Genomic DNA, 21,584 nt, shown 5'->3' on the forward strand with positions numbered 1-21,584 from the left:
TTTTTTGCAATTGATTTTCAATAAAAAACGCCATCATTTGATGGCGTTTTTATGAGAGTTAATTACTGAACTTCATTAATTAAGTTTTCCAATGCATCACTTTCACGTTTTGGTGGATTTTGATCCATTGATGGAGGTGTTGCACTACTTGGTTTAAGTGGTTGCTCTGCCTCATCAGGTAAATCATCAAAGTCATTTGATGGATTACGTGTTGGCGTGGTTGGTGTTGGTCGATAAAGAGGGCGTGCTAAAGGTGGAGTTGTACGATATTCCTCATTATTTTGGTCAGCAGAAGCCAGTCCTCGCTGTTCACGAGAGATAGGTGCTTTCGCATTTTTATCAAAATGTACCCATGAAGATGGTGTGCCATCCAAAGCTTTACCCATGAAACTTGTCCATACAGGTAATGCTGCGATCCCCCCATATTCACGACGTCCTAGCGTGGTTGGTTGGTCAAAACCGACCCAAGCGATGGCAACCAACTTGCCGTTAAATCCAGCAAACCAAGCATCTTTAGCATCGTTTGTGGTTCCTGTTTTACCGCCAATATCATCACGACCAATTTTAAGAGCTGCACGACCCGTACCATGTACAATCACATCGCGTAAAATATTTGCCATATCAAAGGCAGACTGTGATTTTAAAATACGTTGTGCTTGGCGGTATTTGCTTTGTTCTTCTTTGCTCAGCGTAGTTTCTGGTTCAACAGCATCTTGAGTTGCACCTTCAATCACTTCATCGTCAGGTGTTACTTCTGGATCGACACTATCATCTTTAGCATTAATACATGGAATACATGCATAATCGGGATTGGCTTCATAAATCACTTTGCCATAAGCATCTTCAATACGACTGATAAAGTGAGGTTGGATACGATAACCACCATTTGCAATGGTTGCATAACCTGTTGCCATTTGCACAGGTAACACTTGTGGTGTTCCTAGGGCAATGGTGAAATTACGTGGAATTTGATCTTCTTGTAGTCCAAAGTCCATCAATAATTGTCGAGCACGTTCAACACCAACACTTTGCAATAATCGAACAGAGACGGTATTACGAGACAAATATAATGCGCGTCGTAAAGGAATCATTCCTAAATAACGTCCATCAGAGTTCTTTGGTGACCAACGACCAATCGAAATTGGGCTGTCATTGACCATTGAATAAGGGGTCATGCCTCGTTCAAGTGCCAATGCATAAATGAATGGTTTAATGGTTGAGCCAGGTTGACGCCAGCCTTGGATTGCACGGTTAAATTTAGATTGATAAAAGTTATAGCCCCCAACAACAGCTTCAATCGAGCCATCATTTGGATTGATTGCAATGAGTTGTCCTTGAGCTTTAGGGGTTTGAACCAATGACCATGCTGTTTTATTTTCATTGGGTCTCAAGCGGATAATATCTTTGACTGTAACGATTTGAGAGGCTTTGCTTGGAGCACCACCTACAGCATTGGCATTAATATATTTTCTAGCCCAAGACATTCCAGACCAAGGTACAGTGACCGTAGAGCCATCTTGCAATTTTGCATCAAAACTATTTGCACCTACTTTCACAACCTCAGCAGGATAAGTATTTGCATAGGGTACAAAATTTTTTAAAGGCTTGTCATGTGCTTCTGCGCCACGCCAGCCATGGCGCCGGTCATAATCTTCTAAGCCTTTTTGCACGGCATCTTCGGCATATTGCTGACGCTTGCTATCAATGGTTGTATAAACTTTATAACCAGAATCAATGGCAAGCTCACCAAATTTTTCTACAAGCTCTGTTCGTACCATTTCGCCGACATAGGGAAATTTATTGCTTAAACCACGATCAGGCATACTCAGATTAATCGGTTCAGCAACGGCTTTTTGATATTCCGCTTGATTAAGATAACCGAGTTGTAGCATTCGTCCTAAAATCCAATTACGACGCTCTAAGGCACGTTCAGGATTCACAACAGGGTTGTATTTTGAAGGAGCCTTAGGTAACCCCGCAATCATGGCCATTTGAGCAACACTGAGTTGATCTAAGTTCTTGTTATAATAAATTTTTGCTGCTGCGGCGATACCATATGCATTTTTACCTAAGAAGATTTTATTGACATATAACGATAAAATTTCTTCTTTAGATAGGTTCTGTTCTATTTTACGTGCTAAAAAAACTTCAGTGAGTTTGCGCTTTAAAGTTCGTTCGGGTGATAAATAATAGTTTTTCGCCACCTGCATGGTAATGGTCGAACCACCAGTTTGAACATTTGAACCTGTAACACTTTCACTCACAGCTCGACCTAAGCCTTTGAAGCTAATTCCACTATGTTCAAAAAATGAAGAATCTTCTGCAGCTAAGAATGCATGAATGAAGTGTGGAGGGATCTGATCGTATTCAACAGGTACAGAAAGTTTGCCTCCATATTCCGCAATCAACTGATTATCTGCTGAATAAACTTGCATAGGTTTAAGCAATGGCGCCTTTTTTAAAGAGCTCATTTCTGGCAGCGATGGGGCAATATATAGATACATACCATAAAAGCCCATCGGAATTGCGACTAAAATAATAATAATCAGCAAAAAAAAGGGATGAATATGACCTGAACAAGATAGCTTTTTCATAACAAGTAAGTTTTAATAATAGCTAATGGCAAACTAATTGCTGGTCAGTATAGCTTTTCATTTGATAGATTGTTAGATGGGATATTGTATCTGTAAAAAATTAAGACCAAGTGCAGTCGGTTTGTGTTATGTATTGGGGATAAAAAAATAATAGGAAATGTATCGTGCTTAGACTATATCGTAAGCCAAATAAGGGGTTAATAGGAGTAGATATTAGTTCTACTTCTGTAAAAATATTAGAACTCTCTGTTAAGAACGGTCGTTACTGGGTTGAAAGCTATGGATTAAGCCCCTTGCTTGATGGGAGTGTTGTTGAAAAAAACATTCTCAATCCAGAAGCAGTTGCTGATGCGTTGGAAAGAGCAGTAAATATTGCCAATCCTCAATCGCAAAATGTAGCTGTTGCAGTTCCAACGTCTATGGTGATTCATAAGGTCATAGAAATGGATGCTGATATGTCTGATGAAGAACGGGAAGTTCAGATTCGAATGGATGCAGAGCAATACATTCCATTTCCATTGGATGAAGTGAGTTTGGATTTTGAGGTTCTTCAAGACAAATTAGCGGTTTCAAACCGCGTCAATGTTTTGCTGGTTGCAACACGTACGGAAAATATTGATTCACGTATTGAAGTCTTAGAAATTGCAGGTCTATCCCCGAAAATTGCTGATGTAGAAAGTTATGCAATTGAACGGGCTTTTGATGTGTTCTCAGATACATTACCGATTGGTGCAAACATGGTGGGTGTCTTGGACATCGGTCACACCATGACGACACTTTCTGTGATGCAAAATGGCAAGATTATCTATACACGTGAACAAGTTTTTGGTGGGAAGCAATTAACCCAAGACGTGCAAAATCGTTATGGTTTATCTTATGAAGAAGCAGGCCGTGCTAAAAAAGATCGAACTTTACCTGATGATTTTGAAACTGAAGTGCTCATGCCATTTCTTGAAGCTGTTGTTCAACAAGCTGCACGTTCATTGCAATTCTTTTTTTCATCTTCTCAGTTTAATGAGATTGACCATATTTTGTTGGCTGGGGGGAATGCGAACATTCCAGGGTTGGCAAAATTATTACAACAAAAACTAGGCTACCGCGTCACTATTGCAAACCCTTTTTTACAAATGGGATTCTCTCCACAAATTGACTTAAACAAAATAGAGAATGATGCGCCATCATTGATGGTAGCGTGCGGCTTAGCTTTGAGGAGTTTTGATTAATGGCAAAGATTAACTTACTCCCTTGGCGTGATGAGCTAAGAGAACAGCGGAAAAAACAATTTATTGCAATTTGTATCGGGGTTGCACTCATTGGTTTATTGAGTGTGTTACTCGCTTGGTTCTATTTTGATCATAAATTGGAAGATCAAGAGCAAGCCAATCAACTGATTACCAGTACCAACCAAAATTTGGATGCCCAATTAAAAACGTTGGATGGCTTGCAAGAGCGTCGTAATGCGATCATTGAACGAATGAAGCTGATTCAAGGCTTACAAGGTCAGCGCCCAGTAACGGTACGTTTGGTTGATGAGTTAGTGCGCGTTACACCTGCTCAAATGTATTTGACCAAGTTTAGCCGAGTAGGCGATAAATTTACCATCGAAGGCCGAGCTGAGAGTCCAAATACAGTTGCGGAGCTTCTGCGTGGTTTGGAAGCTTCAGAATGGTATCGTAATGCGTTTATGAATTCTTTCTTGGCTGCAGAAGAAAACAAAAATAAAACACCAACATCTGTTATTCCACGCGTTGAAGAGTCGTATGGAAGTTTTGTGGTCACTGTGGATTTAGGGGAAATTGCAGTATCCACAACAGAAGAAAATACTGCTAATAAAGCTGAACAAGTTCCAGCTGCTGGGGGTGCGAAATGAATCGTGAAGATTTAGAAAAAATAGATTCATCCGTCAAAGATGCGCCAAAGAAAAACAGCATGACAGTTGAGAAATTTTTTCAACAGTTTAATACCTTGGATATGAATAACTATGGAAGTTGGCCTTTATCCGTCAAAATCACCTGTTGGTTATTCTTATTCTTTGTTGTATGTGCAATCGGTTATTTCTTGGCGATTAAACCTAAATTGGATTCGATTGATCAAGCTCGCACGGTTGAACAAAACTTATTGAATGAGTTTAAAGAGAAAGATTCTAAGCTAAGAAACTTGCAGCAATATCAAGCGCAATTACAGCAAATGGAAATCAACTTTACTCAGCAGTTAGAACAACTTCCGAAAGAAACTGAAATTCCAAGTTTGGTTGAAGATATCAACGTTACTGGCGTGAGCTCTGGTTTGAAATTTAAAAATATCAAATTGGAACCTGAAGTTAAGCAAGAGTTCTTTATTGAGCAACCGATTTCGATTGATGCGACAGGTGATTATCATTCATTTGGTAGTTTTGTAAGTAGTATTGCAGTGTTGCCACGTATTGTGACACTCCATGATTTTACAATCACTGGAACACCAAGTAGTGATAAGAAATCGGATGTGCCTGTCATCGATTATACGATTAAAGCAAAAACCTATCGTTATGTCGGTAGCGATGAAAATCAAAAAAATGCTCAAACAAATAATGTTGCTCCTGGTACAACGACACCACCGCAAGGAGGGAAGCCACAATGAAAAAGGTTTATAAAATAATTTGTGGGATCTCATTTGCTGCGTTATTGGTGGGTTGTGATTCTCGAATCGATGCCGTAAATCAACAAATGGCGAATATTAGGAATGAACAACCATTACCGATTGAGCCTGCTCCTGTATTTACACCCGTTCCGAGTTTTAATTATTCAGCTCAGCAGTTGCGTAGTCCCTTTTTACCAAGTTCGTTGGCAAATGAATTAAAAATTATGTCAGGTAAGCGTGTTTATCCGAACTTTTCTAGACAGTCCCAACCCCTTGAAAGTTACCCTTTGGAGTCTTTGACATTGAAAGGTAGTATGAAAGGTAACACGGGACAAATTGTTGGTTTAATTCAAACGCCTGATGGTGAAATTGAACGCGTACAACGTGGTAATTATATGGGGATGAATCAGGGACGAATCATCGAGATTACACCTACTCGTATTGATTTATTAGAAATAGTGCCAGATGGTCGGGACGGTTATATAGAGCGACCACGTAGTTTGGTTCTAATAGGTCCAGTGGATTGAAACTGAATTAAGGAATAAAAATGAAAAATAGTTTGAAAAGTATGTTTAGTGGGGATGGTCAATTTATGAATAGTCACCTTCGTCAATTCACTATGGCGGCTGTATCAATTGCTGTAATGCAAGTTGCAACAGCACAAACAACGATGACCAATATCGTGCCAATGAAAATTCCTGGGCAGGGGACTGAGATTCGTGTCATGTTCAATGGTTTGCCACCACAACCCCAAGCATATCAATTGGAAAATCCATCTCGATTAATTTTGGATTTCGATAATGCAAAACAAAATTTAACGCAAACAACGATACCAGTAGCAAGTGAAGAAGCATCTTCAGTAGATGTAAGTGCTGATGATCAGCGTTCACGCTTAACTGTGAATTTAAAAAATAGTGGGGCTTTTACAACAAGAGTTGAAGGCAACACCTTTATTTTGAAAATGAATAGTGCAAACCAAGCAGCAGCGTTACCGACGTATTCTACTCCTGTTGCTACAAAACAAGCGCAACAAGGGATTGCTGATATTGGTTTTCAACGAGGAAATGTCGGTGAAGGTCAAGTTTTTGTAACCTTGGCTGGAGCGAATACGCCAATTGATGTGCAACAACAGGGTAGTAAGGTGGTTATTCGTACCTTGGGTAATAAAATTCCAGCACATTTAATTCGTCGTTTAAATGTCAATGATTTTGCAACACCAGTATCATCTGTGGATGCCTATAACGATGGCGCAAATGGTGTAATCACGATTCAGTCTTCTGGTAGTTATGAATATATGGCTTATCAGGCTGAGAATAAGTTGACTGTCAGCTTAAAACGTCCTGCTGAGAATAAATTAGCCCGACCAAGTGCTAGCCAATCCTACACAGGTAAGAAAATATCTTTAGATTTTCAAGACATTGAAGTGCGTCGCGTACTGCAATTACTTGCGGATTTTACTGGTATTAATATGGTGGCTTCAGATAGCGTACAAGGTAATATTACTTTGCGCTTAAAAGATGTACCATGGGATCAAGCACTAGATATTGTTTTAAAAACCAAAAATCTCGATAAACGTCGTAATGGTAATGTTATTTGGATTGCACCAGTAACAGAATTGATTAAGGCAGAAGAGGAAGAGGCTAAAGCTTTAGCACAAAGTGTGAAATTAGCGCCTATTCAAACTGAATATATTCAGTTGAATTATGCTAAAGCAACAGATATTGAAAAATTGATCACTGAAGGGAAAAACTCTAAAAATAATAACAATGGATCAAATAATACAGGATCAAATAATCAAGACCTAAGGAGTTTAGATCCTTATGGAAATAATGTGGGTAGTTTGCTCAGCCCTAGAGGAACTGTCACAGTTGATGCTAGAACTAATACCTTGATTATTACGGACACGGCACAGAAAATTGATCAAATTCGTAAAATGGTTGATTTGCTAGATGTTTCTGTAAAACAAGTCATGGTTGAGGCACGTATTGTTCGTGCAACGACAGATTTTACCAAAGAAATGGGGGTGAAATGGGGTATTCTGTCTAAAGGAATTAATCAAAATAATGATTTGTTAGTCGGTGGTAGTGAGCGAACGCTATGGGATTTAAAGACTCCAGACACAAATGGTAAGTATACGATAACACGTCCAGATAATTTGAATGTAGATTTAGGTGTGGAAAATGCAGCAGGTAAAATTGCTTTTGGTTTGATTAGTATGTCTGATTTTATGTTGGACCTAGAGTTATCCGCATTACAAGCAGATGGTTATGGAGAGATTATTTCGACACCAAAAGTTATGACTGCAGATAAGCAAAAAGCCAAAGTGGCCTCTGGTCAACAAATACCGTATAGATCTACTGATAACGATGGTAAGGCAACAACAGAGTTTAAAGATGCTTTGTTGAGTCTGGATGTGACGCCAAGTATTACTCCCGATGGTAAGGTGCAAATGCAGCTTCTAGTAACAAGTGATTCTCCTGGGCAAACGACTCCTGATGGAAATATTGCGATTAATAAGAATGAAATTACGACTAATGTTCTAGTTAATAATGGTGAAACCGTTGTTTTGGGTGGTATCTTTGAGCAAGAAACTAAGAATAGCCAAACCAAGGTTCCTTTTTTGGGAGACATTCCTTACTTTGGGAGGTTGTTCAGAAAAGATGTTAAATCAGATGCTAAAAAGGAATTATTAATCTTTGTGACACCTAGAATTGTTAATGACAGTCGCACTAGAAATCATTAATATACTTTCAATGAAAGCAATTCGATAGGTGACTCCTTGCCAAGCAAAGAGTTTGAAACCCTACCAAATATTTATTTGGTAGGGCCCATGGGAGCAGGAAAAACAACAGTTGGTCGGCATTTGGCAGAACTATTAGGTCGTGAATTTTTAGATAGCGATCATGAAATAGAACGAAAAACTGGAGCATCAATCCCTTGGATTTTTGAGAAAGAAGGCGAGCAAGGTTTCCGCACAAGAGAAACCATCGTTATAGATGATTTAACGTCTAAGAAAAATTTAGTTGTCGCAACAGGTGGTGGTGCTGTTACTCAGGTGATGAATCGAGAGTATCTCAAGCATAGAGGTATTGTGATCTATTTATACACACCTGTGGAAATTCAATTATTACGTACACATCGAGATAAAAACCGTCCTTTATTACAAGTTGAGCATCCAGAGCAGAAATTAAAAGATTTGCTTAAAATCCGTGATCCACTATATCGAGATGTTGCACATTATATTATTGAAACCAATCAGGGTGCTGCGCGAGATTTGGCTTTGAAGATACTGCAGCTTATTGTTTCAAAAGAGATTGTTTAATCCATAAATCAGCGTTATTTATTATTTGGCAGAACCATGCAAACTTTACATGTAGAACTGGGTGAGCGTCGCTATCCTATTTTTATTGGTAGTCATTTGAATCCACAACAATTACTTGAGTCTCATATCCATGGGCGTCAGGTCATGATTGTCACCAATACTACAGTGCAACCTCTATATTTATCACATTATGTGGAAGCGATTGAGCAGTTGGGTAAGCAGGTTGCGGTTTGCGTATTGCCTGATGGTGAAAAGTATAAAAACATTGAACATTTAAATCTTATTTTTGATGCTTTGCTTGAGGCTGGTTTTAATCGTGATTGTACAGTACTGGCTTTAGGTGGTGGTGTGATTGGTGATATGGCAGGTTTTGCATCTGCATGTTTCCAACGTGGTGTATATTTTATTCAAGTGCCCACAACTTTATTGTCGCAAGTGGATTCAAGTGTAGGTGGAAAAACGGGGATTAATCACCCATTAGGTAAAAATATGATTGGGGCATTTCAGCAGCCTCAAGTTGTTTTGGCTGATATGGCTCAGTTAAAAACTTTACCAGCACGTGAATTATCAGCTGGTCTGGCTGAAGTGATTAAATATGCTTTGTTGGGCGATGAAGCATTTTTAGTTTGGTTAGAGACCAATATCGATGGTTTAGTGGCACAAGATTCTGAATTACTCGCTGAAGCGGTTTATCGTTCTTGTGCGCATAAAGCGCGTATTGTTGCAAATGATGAAAAAGAGCAAGGTGAGCGCGCTTTACTTAACCTTGGACATACTTTCGGTCATGCTATTGAGTCATATCTCGGTTATGGGGTGTGGTTGCATGGTGAGGCTGTTGCAACGGGTATGGTGATGGCTGCGGATTTATCTTGTCGAATGGGCTGGATTTCGCAAAATGATTTAGAGCGTACAAAAAAAATCATACAACGCGCTCAATTGCCTGTAGCATGTCCTAAAATTCCACTCGATGAATTTTTAGCGTATATGTCGCATGATAAAAAAGTATTGAATGGGCAACTTCGTTTAGTATTGTTGAAGCAACTTGGTCAGGCGATTATCACGAAAGATTTTGATGTAGAATTGATGAAACAAGCGATTTTAGCAAATCAAGTATAGAAAAAGGTTAGTTTCACATGGTAGCAATTCGTACAAATTGGCAAAATATTCGACAATATATTTGGTTAATTGGTGGATTGCTGTGCCTCCTTGCTGCTTTGATTTTTTGGGCGATTACAGATACCAGAGATTTGGTTACGGTAACAAATCCAATTGGTGAAACGCAAGTCCAGATTCAGCCTGAAAAAGTTGCTGCATCTGCTCATTTGGGAAGTTTGATGGATGAAGTGCGCCCACTTGAAATGACAACCCGTGTTGTAACTGCTGGGAATCATACTGCTGAATTTCGTGGGACTAAATTCTTCCAAGAAAATAAGAAAGCATGGACAGTTGAGCTGTTTAAAGTCACAGATGAAGACATTATTCGTGGCTTTTTACAAAAGCAGCTCGATCGTAAGAACTTTATCTATTTTCGTTTAAGCGGTGAAAATCAAACTGAACAATATGTTTTGGTTTATGGTGTGTTCAACAATGATGATCAAGCTCAGGCACAATTAAAACAACTGACTTTTAAATTTCCCAATACAATCCATCCTCAAGCGATTCAATTCGAAAAATATGCATCCTTGGTTAATGATCTTGGATCGGATGAAATGATGGGTGCAAATAAGCTTTATGAAGTGAAATTAAAATCAGCACCACTTCCAGTCATTGATGAGTCTTTATTGGCTCAAGCAAAATCAGCGCTTGCTGCGATTACGGGTTCAACTGCGCTGAAGAATACCACCCAAACAACAATTACTCGTCGCGATGAATCAGGTACTGTTGTTGATGTACAAAAATCACAATCAACAATTGCACAACCACAGAACAAGACCAAAGATCCAGCCGTGACTTCTACTGAGAAAAAGCCAGCAGAGCATGAAATTAGTGATCCATTTAATTAATATTTAGCTCTAATATGGTGCAATTTTGAGTAATTAACTTATTTTTGACCAATATTGGTGCTTAAAAATTGATTAAATATTTATGTAAATTTATAGCAGGGCTTTTATTTTAATATATTTGAGTAGTTTGGTGACTAATAATAATAATTGGCATATTTTTTGCTTTATTGTTGCGCTAATTGAGTTAATTGTCCCTATTTTGGCGCGAAATGATTCAATTGGTGTGCGATATTCGTCTATTTAAGTGCTTTAATACAGTGCGAAAATTGTAAAACAATTTTTCAATTAAAGTGAAAAGAGACTGGTGTTTCATTGTAACTAAGTGGTTTACTAGCTTACGAAAATGCCTGAAAAGTCGTAATTTAAGGTTTGAATGTTTTTCGCCCTTAATGGGCCTATGTAGAAAGAAGGGTACGCTATGCACATGCCATCGCCTAACACTGTAGCTCCCGCTCAAGGTTTATACCAACCGGATGAGTTTAAAGATAACTGTGGTTTCGGCTTAATCGCCCATATGCAAGGTGATGCAAGTCACGACTTGGTCAAGACCGCAATTCATAGTCTAAGTTGTATGACGCACCGTGGTGGTATTGCTGCAGATGGTAAGACCGGTGATGGTTGCGGATTGCTCTTGGCTATGCCGAAGGCATTCTTCCGTGAAGAAGCGAAAAAAATTAGTGATATTACACTGAGTGAAATATTTGCTGTTGGAACTGTATTCTTAAATTTAGATCCAGCATTAGCTGCACATGCAAAACAGATTTTAACCAAAGAAATAGAAGAAGAAGGTTGTCGTGTGATTGGTTGGCGTGTGGTTCCAACCAATAATGATGCATTGGGTTCGATTGCAATGCAGTCTCTACCAGCATTTGAGCAAATTTTTGTCAATTGCCCAATGGGTGTAACAGAAGCAGAATTCAACCGTAAATTGTTTATGGCACGTCGTCGTGCAGAGCAACAAATTACCAATGATCCATATTTCTATGTGACGACACTGTGTTCTACAGTGATTAGTTATAAAGGTTTGATGATGCCTGCATATATTGCAGAATTCTATACAGATCTTGCAGATGAGCGTTTGGATTCACATATTGTTGTGTTCCATCAACGTTTCTCCACCAATACTTTACCACGTTGGCCTTTGGCGCAACCATTCCGCTATTTAGCGCACAATGGTGAAATTAATACAATTACAGCAAACCGTAACTGGGCTGCTGCGCGTACACCTAAATTTGAAAACCCACTATTACCAGGTTTAACTGAGCTTAATCCGATTGTAAATCGTACAGGTTCAGATTCATCAAGTATGGATAATATGCTTGAAATCCTCGTTGGTGGTGGTATGGACTTGTTCCGTGCATTGCGTATGCTGGTTCCGCCTGCTTGGCAGAACGTAGAAACTTTAGATGCAGACTTACGTGCATTCTATGAGTTTAACTCTAAGCATATGGAAGCTTGGGATGGCCCTGCGGGTCTAGTCATCCAAGATGGTCGTCATGCAATTTGTATGTTAGATCGTAATGGTTTACGTCCAGCTCGTTGGGTTATTACTAAAAATGGTTATATCACGCTTGCATCAGAGATTGGTGTATGGGGTTATGAGCCTGAAGATGTGGTGTCTAAAGGTCGTGTAGGCCCGGGTCAAATCCTTGTGGTTGATACATTCACAGGCAAAATGCTAGACACTAAAGACGTTAGCAACCATTTGAAAAAAATGCGTCCTTATCGTGAATGGTTACGTGAACATTCGGTCCATTTACAAGGTAGCCCAGAGCTTGAAGAATACTTGTGTGATCAAGGTTTGAAAGGTGATGATCTAAAAGCTGCTCAAAAAATGTTTATGGTGACATTTGAAGAGCGTGATCAACTCCTTCGCCCTATCGCAGAAAGTGGTCAGGAAGCTGTAGGTTCGATGGGTGATGATACGCCAATGGCAGTATTGTCACGCCAAGTACGTCATGTAACGGATTATTTCCGTCAACAATTTGCTCAGGTGACCAATCCACCAATCGATCCATTACGTGAATCGATTGTCATGTCATTGGAAACGTGTCTAGGTCGTGAGCAAAATGTCTTTGAGCAAAGCCCAGAACATGCCGATCGTTTGATTATTTCAAGCCCAGTACTTTCAAATTCGAAAATGCACCAAATTCGTACCATTGGTCGTAAAGGTTACGAAATTGCTGATATCGATGTGAACTATGCTGAAACTGAAGGTTTAGAAGCGGCGATTACACGTATTTGCGAAGAGGCTGCGCAAGCAATTCGTGACGGTAAAACGTTACTAGTGCTTTCTGATAGAAAAATTCGTGAAGGTTATTTACCTGCGAACACTGCGATGGTGACTGGTGCGATTCACCATCACTTGATCAGTGTTGGTTTGCGTACCGATGCTAACATTATTGTAGAAACTGCGATTGCACGTGATCCGCATCAATTTGCTGTGATCTTAGGTTTTGGTGCAACTGCAATTTATCCATATTTAGCTTATGACGTGATCAATGACTTGATTGCCAAAGGTGAGTTATTAGGCGACCCAATCCATGCCCAAGCAAACTTCCGTAAAGGCATTGAAAAAGGCTTATTAAAAGTACTTTCGAAAATGGGTATTTCTACCGTTGCTTCTTATCGTGGTGGTCAATTATTTGAAGCGGTGGGGCTGTCTGAAGAAGTTGTCAATAAATGCTTCACAGGCGTACCAAGTCGTATCAAAGGTGCAACTTTTGCTGACCTTGAAAATGATCAGAAAAAATTAGCTGAGCTGGCTTGGAAAGCACGTAAGCCTATTGAACAAGGTGGATTATTAAAATTCGTTTTCGATAAGGAATATCATGCATTTAACCCTGATGTCATTAATGCATTGCACAAATCTGTACGTTCAGGTAACTATGCTGACTTTAAAGAATATGCGGAATTAGTCAATAATCGTCCAATTGCAACGATTCGTGATTTATTCAAGTTAAAAACTGATAATTCGATTCCATTGGAAGCAGTTGAATCTGTGGAAGAGATTTTGCCACGTTTTGACTCTGCAGGTATGTCTTTAGGTGCGTTGTCACCTGAAGCACATGAAGCGATTGCGATTGCAATGAACACGATTGGTGGTCGTTCAAACTCAGGTGAAGGTGGTGAAGATCCTGCACGTTACGGTACGATTCGTAACTCGAAAATCAAACAGATTGCTTCGGGGCGTTTCGGTGTAACACCTGCGTATTTAACGTCTGCTGAAGTTCTACAAATTAAAGTTGCTCAAGGTGCAAAACCGGGTGAAGGTGGTCAGTTACCAGGCGGTAAAGTAAATGGCTTAATTGCACGTTTACGTTATTCAGTTCCTGGTGTAACACTAATTTCACCACCACCGCATCATGATATTTATTCAATTGAAGACTTATCACAATTGATTTTTGACTTGAAACAAGTCAATCCTCAAGCCATGGTTTCTGTGAAACTCGTATCTGAGCCGGGTGTGGGAACAATTGCAGCAGGTGTTGCAAAAGCATACGCAGACTTCATTACAATTTCGGGCTATGACGGTGGTACAGCAGCTTCTCCATTGTCTTCGATTCACCATGCGGGTTCTCCGTGGGAATTGGGTCTTTCTGAAGCGCATCAAGCACTTCGTGTCAATGATTTACGTGGCAAAGTACGTGTACAGACAGACGGTGGCTTGAAAACGGGTCTAGATGTTGTGAAAGCAGCAATCTTGGGTGCTGAAAGCTTCGGTTTTGGTTCAACACCAATGATCGCATTGGGTTGTAAATACCTACGTATTTGCCATTTAAATAACTGTGCGACTGGTGTTGCAACACAACAAGATAAATTACGTCAAGAGCATTACATTGGTGAGCCAGAAATGCTCATCAACTTCTTCCACTTTATTGCGGAAGAAACACGTGAATGGTTAGCTGCTTTAGGTGTTGCATCACTGAAAGACTTGATTGGTCGTACAGATTTGTTAGAAGTTCTTCCTGGTGAAACTGAAAAACATGCACACCTTGATTTAAGTGCTTTACTTGAATCACATCCATCTGCTGAAGGTAAGGCGCAGTATTGTCAAGTTCAGGGCAATGCTCCATTTGACAAGGGTGTACTTGCAGAAAAAATGATTGCTGAAATGCTTCCAGCAATTGAAGCAGGCACGGGTGGTGAATATCATTTCACTGTAGGTAATTGTGACCGTTCAATCGGCGCGCGTATTTCAGGTGAGATTGCGAAACGCTATGGCAACTTGAGTATGGAAGCACATCCTGTGAAAGTGAATTTAACAGGTACTGCGGGTCAATCATTGGGTGTTTGGAATGCTGGTGGTCTGCATATCAAACTTGAAGGTGATGCGAACGATTACGTTGGTAAAGGTATGGCAGGTGGTCGAGTATCGATCTTCCCACCAAAAGGTTCACCATTCCAGACGCAAGAAACAGCAATCATTGGTAACACATGTTTATACGGTGCGACTGGTGGTAAACTATTTGCCGCAGGTACTGCGGGTGAGCGTTTCGCTGTACGTAACTCTGGCGCATTTGCCGTGATTGAAGGTGCAGGTGATCACTGTTGTGAATACATGACTGGTGGTATTGTGACTGTACTGGGTAAAGTTGGTCATAACTTCGGTGCAGGTATGACCGGTGGTTTTGCCTATGTACTTGATTTGGATAATGACTTTGTTGATCATTATAACCACGAGCTGATTGAGTTAAATCGTATTTCTACAGAATCGATGGAAGAGCACAAAGCGTTCTTAGGTCGTATCTTAGATGAGCATATTAAAGAAACAGGTAGTGCTTGGGCGTATAAGATCCGCAATGAGTTTGATTTCTATGGTCGTAAATTCTGGCTAGTAAAACCAAAAGCTGCGAATTTGCAGACTTTGTTGAAAACAACTCAAGCTGATCCACAATAATTCCACTACTGTAGATATATAGGCAGGTGCAGCTGATAAATAAACAGTGCGCACCTACCCACGGAGAGAGACATGGCAGAGCGCCTAAACAATGACTTTCAATTTCTGGATGTAGCACGCCAAGATCCAGAGAAAAAAGATCTAACTGTCCGCAAAGCTGAGTTTGTGGAAATTTATAAACCTTTCACAGCGGAAGTGGCAGCAAACCAAACGCATCGTTGTTTGGGCTGTGGTAACCCATATTGCGAATGGAAATGTCCAGTACATAACTACATTCCAAACTGGTTAAAGTTGATTGCGGAAGGTCGTATTTTCCAAGCGGCTGAACTTTGCCATCAAACCAACACATTGCCTGAAGTCTGTGGTCGCGTATGTCCTCAAGACCGTTTATGTGAAGGTGCTTGTACCCTAAATGATGGTTTTGGTGCAGTGACCATTGGTAATGCAGAAAAATATATTAACGATACCGCTTTTGCACTCGGCTGGCGTCCAGATATGTCTTCTGTAAAGTGGACAAATAAGAAAGTTGCCATCATTGGTGCAGGTCCAGCAGGTTTAGGCTGTGCAGATATTCTCGTACGTAATGGGGTAAAACCTGTTGTATTTGATAAACGTCCTGAAATTGGTGGTTTATTAACGTTCGGTATTCCAGAATTTAAAATGGAAAAAGATGTAATGAAGCGTCGCCGTGAAATTTTCACGGGTATGGGCGTTGAATTCCGTTTAAATACTGAAATTGGTACAGATATTACTATCGATCAATTACTTGCAGATTATGATGCTGTGTTTATGGGTATGGGTACTTATACTTATATGAAAGGCGGTTTTGCAGGTGAAGATTTTGATGGTGTTTACGATGCACTTGATTTCCTGATTGCCAATGTTAACCGTACGCAAGGTTGGGAAAAAGATCCAAGTGAATACATCAGTGTTGAAGGTAAAAAGGTGATTGTACTGGGCGGTGGTGACACAGCTATGGACTGTAACCGTACTTCAATTCGTCAGGGCGCTGAATCAGTTACTTGTGCGTACCGTCGTGATGAAGAAAATATGCCAGGTTCACGTCGTGAAGTGAAGAATGCACGTGAAGAAGGTGTTGAATTCCAATTCAATCGCCAACCGATTGAAATCATTGGTGAGAACGGCAAAGTAACGGGTGTTAAAGTTGTGACGACACAACTGGGTGCACCAGACAGCCGTGGTCGTCGTAGCCCTGAGCCAATTCCGGGTTCTGAAGAAGTCTTAGCAGCAGATGCTGTATTGCTTGCTTTTGGTTTCCGTACTAGCCCAGCAGATTGGTTTGCAGGTGCAAATATTGGTTTAGATGGTTCGGGTCGAGTGATTGCAGCTGAACAGCAAGAATTTAAATTCCAAACCTCTAATCCAAAAATCTTTGCGGGTGGTGATATGGTTCGTGGTTCTGACCTTGTCGTTACTGCGATTTGGGAAGGTCGTGAAGCTGCTGAAGGTATTTTAGATTACCTTGGTGTTTAATTCTAAACTGTAAGTATTCAAAACTTATTTTCAAAGCCTGCAAATATGCAGGCTTTGTTTTTCATCGGATACTCAGTCGTTTTAGTGACAAAATGTGAATAACATTGAAAATAAAAATAAACAGCTAAGTTGATAATAATCATTAAGTTTTGATTTGTTCATGTGCGTATTTGCAGTTTCATATCATTGCTTTTTTGACAAACTGAGCATTCTGGTCATTCTGAGATCTATTTTGCAATATACAAATGTATAGTTTCTGCCAATATAGATTTATATTCAGACAAATGTAGGATTAAACCTATGACAGTAGCTCAAGCGACGGCAGAAAAAGCATATTTAAATCGTCCAAAAGCCATTGGTATTAAAGTCCGTAAACCAAGCTTTAACCCAAAAGCCATTCGTAGACATTTCTTTGCCAATTCACCAGTAATGTCTCACTTATTAACCGCACTCTCATCCACATTTCCAATCGGCGAGCAATTTTTTGTGCATAGTGTGCGCAATGTGCGTGATAAAATCAGCGATGAAAAGCTACAAGCTCAGATTGCTGCTTTTATTGGTCAAGAAGCGATGCATTCTAAAGCACATGCAGAATTTAATGATGCATGGCGTCGTGATGACTATAACCTAGATAATTTTCAAGCGTGGCTGGCGCGCCGTGATGATTTTATTAAAAGTGTTCATCCAAAATTACAGTTGGCAGTGACCTGCGCTTTTGAGCATTTTACTGCTTTATTGGGTGGATATATTTTACGTAATCCACACGTATTGAGTACTTTAGATGATGATGCAATCAAGCTTTGGGTGTGGCATGCGATTGAGGAAATAGAGCATCGTGCGGTGGCTTTTGATGTCTACCAAGCCATTTATAAGGATGATCGGACACGTCGAACAGTCATGCGTAATGTAACTACAGGTTTTGCAAGTTTAACTTTTTATTCGGCAACGCGTTTGTTTATGCAGGATTGGCGAAAGAGTGTACCGAAAGTGACACAGAATCTGTATGGTATTTACATGATTTCAAAGATGTTGGTTTCATTGATTCCTGAATATTTATCTTATTACAAAGCTGACTTTCATCCTGATGAAATTGATTACAGTAAAATCGTAGCGTATTGGAAAGAAAAATTGGCAGATGAATATGGTATGGAAAGCTTCCAAGAAGAAATACATCCAAAGCTATATAGCTAATGGTTTGTGTGCTTGATGAAATGAACAAAAAGCCAATGATTTACATTGGCTTTATATTGCAGCTATTTTTATATGGATGCCAAATCCTTAAAATTTACCATCTTTAAATTGTTTGATCACTTTTTGGCGTTGCCATGGTAATGGTCGATCCAAAGCTTCAGGTACATCTCCAGATCTTGAGCGCAAACGCAAATGTATTGCAGCTTGGGCAATCAAGTTTGCAGATACAGGTGCAGTAATGAAGGCAAGTAAGGTAATTAATAATTCAGCAAAACCAAAGCGGTGATTAAATGCCGCATAAATCATGGCTGCGATCAAAAAACTCCCCAATCCTAAAGTACTGGACTTGGTTGGCGCATGTAAACGCATAAACAAATCGGGAAGTTTTACAATGCCAATCCCCCCAATAAGGGTAAAAAATGCGCCTATGATTAAAAAGAAAGAAACAATAACTTCCATAATAAGTTGCATATTATTATCCATTTATCTCTCCTTTTAATCCACAACATGACCAGTCGTGAAATAACGTGCTAAAGCAGCGGTAGATACAAAACCGAGCATTGCAACCAATAATGCACCTTCAAACATAGAGGTACTCGCCCAATAAATTCCGAGAATCACAATTAGGCAAGTTGCATTCAAAAATAATGTATCTAAAGCCAATAATCGGTCAACGATAGAAGGCCCTATGACGAGGCGAACAAGGCAAAGCAGCATGGAAATCGTTACAGCAATCAGGCAAATCCCGAGTGCATAAGGCAATATCATCATGATGACTCTCCTTGCTGGACGCTAAAAATAGCCATCAAGCGGCATTCATAACGTGCTTTAATTTCCTGAATTTCAGCTTCAGGATCTTCTGAACTCAAGGCATGTACCAGAATATCACCACGTTCTTGATCGATCCCCGCACTCACTGTTCCAGGAGTTGTGGTAATAATCATTGCAAGCAGTGAATTTACATGTTCATGGTCTGTATCTAAAGGAACACGGAACCATTTTGGCTGTAAGTCTTTAGTTGGGCCAAGCACTTGTTTTGCGACACGAATATTGGAAATACAAATGTCCCAAAGTACGATAAAAAAAAGTTGAACTGCCAAACTCCAATGAATATTGGGTGTATTGACAATAAAGGGTTGAATCATTTTGGGAATAATTAAACCAAGAATAATCGCAACAACAAAATCAAATAATTCTGCACTGTGATTCAGCATTAACCAACTTACGGCAACAATAACCGAAACAAATGGATGCGGTAAGCAACGATCAAGTAAAGACATTTTCTGCTTCATTTATTGCTCCATTGGTTTGAGTTTAGCGTCGTCAGGTGTATGGCTTTGCTTTACCTGCTGCTGTATTTGCTGTTGTTTATACTGCGAAATATGCTCGCCTTGTAAAGTATTTTTATCAATCATATGCGGAATATATTGTGCATTCTTGTCAGCAGTTTCCCCACCATATTTGGTTTCAGGAACATAGTGTGCATCATACGGTTGTACACTGATGATATTGCCTTGCGCATCTTTTTTCAAAATAGCTTGCTCGTATGCGGAGCTATTTACCAGTTGTAATGCTGTTTGATCAATATATTTGAGAATAGGTGCGGCACAAATGACATATAGCATTAAACCTGAAAGTAAAAGGTAAATACTTTTATCATTACGTGGTGGCGCTTTTTCAGGTAGCGGTTGATAGGTAGCAAAAGCAGGTTTTCGAGCATCTGTTTCGGGTGTAGTCGCACGCCAAAAGAGGATAAAACCAACGCGGGTAAATGCAATAATACTCAATAAGCTGACAATCAGAACAATTGCAATAACCCATGCTTGATAAGGGAATGCTGCTGTTGATTGGAGCAACAGGACTTTGCCCAAGAAACCACTGAATGGTGGTAAGCCTGCCATCATTAAAGCAATAATAAAGAATGTTGCAGCGACCAATCCATCTTGCTTCATTTTTGGCGCAACTTTTAAATGATCTTTAAACTCGCCACGTTGTGATGTGATCCAGCCGCACAGTAAATAAAATGCTGCTGCAATAAGCGTACTATGCACCAAGTAATAAAGTCCTGCTGCCCATGCAGAGGTATTCATAATCGATATGGCAATCAGAATAGTTCCAACGGATGACAGCACCATAAAGCCAGCAAAGCGTCTTAAACGATCTGCACCCATCGCAGCAATCACCCCATAGAGTGAAGTGATTAAACCAATCGGCAATAACCAATAGTTCAAATAGCTTTGTGCTAAGTCATCGTGAAAAACTGTACCATTTACACGTAAAATCGCATAAATACCAACTTTGGTCATAATGGTAAAGATAGCAGCAACAGGGGTTGCAGTGACAGCATAGGTTTTGGGTAACCAGAAGCCGACAGGAAGCATGGCTGCTTTAATTCCAAATACTGCGAATAACAGTAAACCACCTGCAATGGCTAATTGGTGTTGATCATTTTCAAGTGTTGGTAATAAGCGAGCAACATCCGCCATGTTTAAGCTACCCACTGCGCCATAAATCATGCCTAAACCAATAAGGAATAGTGCAGAAGCAACTAAGTTGATGGTGACGTAATGAATACCGAGTTGGAAGCGCGCTTTGCCTTGTCCATGCAGCAGAAGTACATAAGAGGCCATTAACAATATTTCAAAAAATACAAATAAGTTAAATAAGTCGCCTGTTAGAAATGCACCACAAATTCCCATTAACAGAAAATGAAACATAGTATGGAAATAACGACCACGTTCATCCCATTGCTTGCTTGAAAACCACAGGACAGGAAGGGCTAGCGTGTAGGTTAAAACAACCATCAAAGCCGATAAGCGATCTAATACTAGGACAATACCAAAAGGCGCAGACCATTCACTCAGTTGATAAACAAAGATTTTACCTGAACTGGCTTGAATCAAATAAGCGATTGCGGTTGCTAGTCCAAGCACCGCAGAAGTTAAACTGAGACCACGACGCCAAGGTTGACGCCAGTCACGAGCTAAAGAACCTGAACCCGGATTGCCCAATAGCACCAATAAAAATGCGGTAAAAGCAGGAATTAAAATACTCAGAATAGGTGTGTGAGCATGCCAAAAATTGAGAAAAGTCATCATCAAGGCTCATCCTCACGCGAGTCAAAAGTATTTAATTCATCTTTAGAATCGACATGATCGGTTCCAGATTCAAAACGACTGCGTAAAGCCAATTGAACAATAAAAGCGGTGGTTGCAAAGCCAATAACAATGGCAGTTAGAACCAAAGCCTGTGGAAGCGGGTCGGTGACTTTGGCTGCATCGGATAAAATAGCAGGGGAGCTAACTTGTAATCGGCCCATGGCAAAGAGAAAAATATTGACTGCATAACCAATCATTGCCAAACCAAGAACTACTGGAAAGGTACGGGCACGGAGGATTAAATAAATCCCTGTCGAAATGAGTAATCCAATCGCAGATGCAACTAAAAATTCTAAACTGATCATG

The 21,584-nt window shown here is 39.9% G+C and carries 17 protein-coding genes; 11 read left to right on the forward strand and 6 right to left on the reverse strand.

Annotated elements, in window-relative coordinates:
• Positions 1 to 62: 62 nt before the first annotated feature.
• On the reverse strand, positions 63 to 2,594 hold the full coding sequence (ponA, locus tag ACY45D_RS01695; protein ID WP_463108186.1) for a penicillin-binding protein PBP1a: 2,532 nt from the start codon (positions 2,592 to 2,594) through the stop codon (positions 63 to 65).
• A gap of 164 nt (positions 2,595 to 2,758) precedes the next feature.
• Between ponA and ACY45D_RS01700 the strand changes: the two genes are divergently transcribed.
• The 11 genes from ACY45D_RS01700 to ACY45D_RS01750 all read left to right on the forward strand — a co-directional run bounded on the left by ACY45D_RS01700 (position 2,759) and on the right by ACY45D_RS01750 (position 18,120).
• On the forward strand, positions 2,759 to 3,817 hold the full coding sequence (locus ACY45D_RS01700; RefSeq protein WP_120382686.1) for a pilus assembly protein PilM: 1,059 nt from the start codon (positions 2,759 to 2,761) through the stop codon (positions 3,815 to 3,817).
• Positions 3,817 to 4,464 (forward strand): PilN domain-containing protein, encoded by a 648-nt coding sequence (locus tag ACY45D_RS01705; RefSeq protein ID WP_463108187.1) that lies wholly within the window; start codon positions 3,817 to 3,819, stop codon positions 4,462 to 4,464. Before ACY45D_RS01700 ends, ACY45D_RS01705 begins: the two co-directional genes overlap by 1 nt.
• Positions 4,461 to 5,210: a type IV pilus inner membrane component PilO gene (locus ACY45D_RS01710; RefSeq protein WP_463108188.1), complete on the forward strand. Its 750-nt coding sequence runs from the start codon at positions 4,461 to 4,463 to the stop codon at positions 5,208 to 5,210. Before ACY45D_RS01705 ends, ACY45D_RS01710 begins: the two co-directional genes overlap by 4 nt.
• Complete coding sequence (locus ACY45D_RS01715; RefSeq protein WP_463108189.1) at positions 5,207 to 5,737, forward strand: pilus assembly protein PilP; 531 nt, start codon at positions 5,207 to 5,209, stop codon at positions 5,735 to 5,737. The genes ACY45D_RS01710 and ACY45D_RS01715 overlap by 4 nt, the downstream gene beginning before the upstream one ends.
• A 65-nt stretch (positions 5,738 to 5,802) precedes the next feature.
• Positions 5,803 to 7,953, forward strand: a complete 2,151-nt coding sequence (pilQ, locus tag ACY45D_RS01720; protein ID WP_463109396.1) for a type IV pilus secretin PilQ — start codon at positions 5,803 to 5,805, stop codon at positions 7,951 to 7,953.
• A 36-nt stretch (positions 7,954 to 7,989) separates the two neighbouring features.
• Complete coding sequence (gene aroK, locus ACY45D_RS01725) at positions 7,990 to 8,532, forward strand: shikimate kinase AroK (RefSeq protein WP_029574407.1); 543 nt, start codon at positions 7,990 to 7,992, stop codon at positions 8,530 to 8,532.
• A gap of 36 nt (positions 8,533 to 8,568) precedes the next feature.
• Positions 8,569 to 9,648, forward strand: a complete 1,080-nt coding sequence (gene aroB, locus ACY45D_RS01730) for a 3-dehydroquinate synthase (RefSeq protein WP_463108190.1) — start codon at positions 8,569 to 8,571, stop codon at positions 9,646 to 9,648.
• A gap of 17 nt (positions 9,649 to 9,665) precedes the next feature.
• A complete protein-coding gene (locus ACY45D_RS01735) occupies positions 9,666 to 10,535 on the forward strand; it encodes a hypothetical protein (RefSeq protein WP_463108191.1) in 870 nt (289 codons plus the stop codon).
• A gap of 424 nt (positions 10,536 to 10,959) precedes the next feature.
• A complete protein-coding gene (gltB, locus tag ACY45D_RS01740; protein ID WP_463108192.1) occupies positions 10,960 to 15,435 on the forward strand; it encodes a glutamate synthase large subunit in 4,476 nt (1,491 codons plus the stop codon).
• Between the two features lie 72 nt (positions 15,436 to 15,507).
• Positions 15,508 to 16,929, forward strand: coding sequence for an FAD-dependent oxidoreductase (locus ACY45D_RS01745; RefSeq protein ID WP_463108193.1), 1,422 nt, complete (start codon positions 15,508 to 15,510; stop codon positions 16,927 to 16,929).
• A 300-nt stretch (positions 16,930 to 17,229) separates the two neighbouring features.
• Positions 17,230 to 18,120 (forward strand): metal-dependent hydrolase, encoded by an 891-nt coding sequence (locus ACY45D_RS01750; protein ID WP_463108194.1) that lies wholly within the window; start codon positions 17,230 to 17,232, stop codon positions 18,118 to 18,120.
• Between the two features lie 87 nt (positions 18,121 to 18,207).
• Here ACY45D_RS01750 and ACY45D_RS01755 read toward each other — a convergent pair whose 3' ends face one another.
• Genes ACY45D_RS01755 through ACY45D_RS01775 form a run of 5 tightly spaced genes read right to left on the reverse strand, consistent with a single transcriptional unit; the run spans position 18,208 to position 21,583 of the window.
• Positions 18,208 to 18,591 carry a Na+/H+ antiporter subunit G gene (locus ACY45D_RS01755; protein ID WP_463109397.1) on the reverse strand — a complete coding sequence of 128 codons (384 nt, stop codon included), beginning with the start codon at positions 18,589 to 18,591 and terminating at the stop codon, positions 18,208 to 18,210.
• Between the two features lie 24 nt (positions 18,592 to 18,615).
• Positions 18,616 to 18,891, reverse strand: a complete 276-nt coding sequence (locus ACY45D_RS01760; protein WP_463108195.1) for a monovalent cation/H+ antiporter subunit F — start codon at positions 18,889 to 18,891, stop codon at positions 18,616 to 18,618.
• A complete protein-coding gene (locus tag ACY45D_RS01765) occupies positions 18,888 to 19,412 on the reverse strand; it encodes a Na+/H+ antiporter subunit E (RefSeq protein WP_463108196.1) in 525 nt (174 codons plus the stop codon). Before ACY45D_RS01765 ends, ACY45D_RS01760 begins: the two co-directional genes overlap by 4 nt.
• Entirely contained in the window at positions 19,413 to 21,218 is a 1,806-nt protein-coding gene (locus ACY45D_RS01770) for a monovalent cation/H+ antiporter subunit D (protein ID WP_463108197.1), read from the reverse strand. It abuts the gene before it with no gap.
• On the reverse strand, positions 21,218 to 21,583 hold the full coding sequence (locus tag ACY45D_RS01775; protein WP_463108198.1) for a Na+/H+ antiporter subunit C: 366 nt from the start codon (positions 21,581 to 21,583) through the stop codon (positions 21,218 to 21,220). Before ACY45D_RS01775 ends, ACY45D_RS01770 begins: the two co-directional genes overlap by 1 nt.
• Between the last annotated feature and the right edge of the window lies 1 nt (position 21,584).

The organism is Acinetobacter sp. BZX-2 (assembly GCF_055179795.1).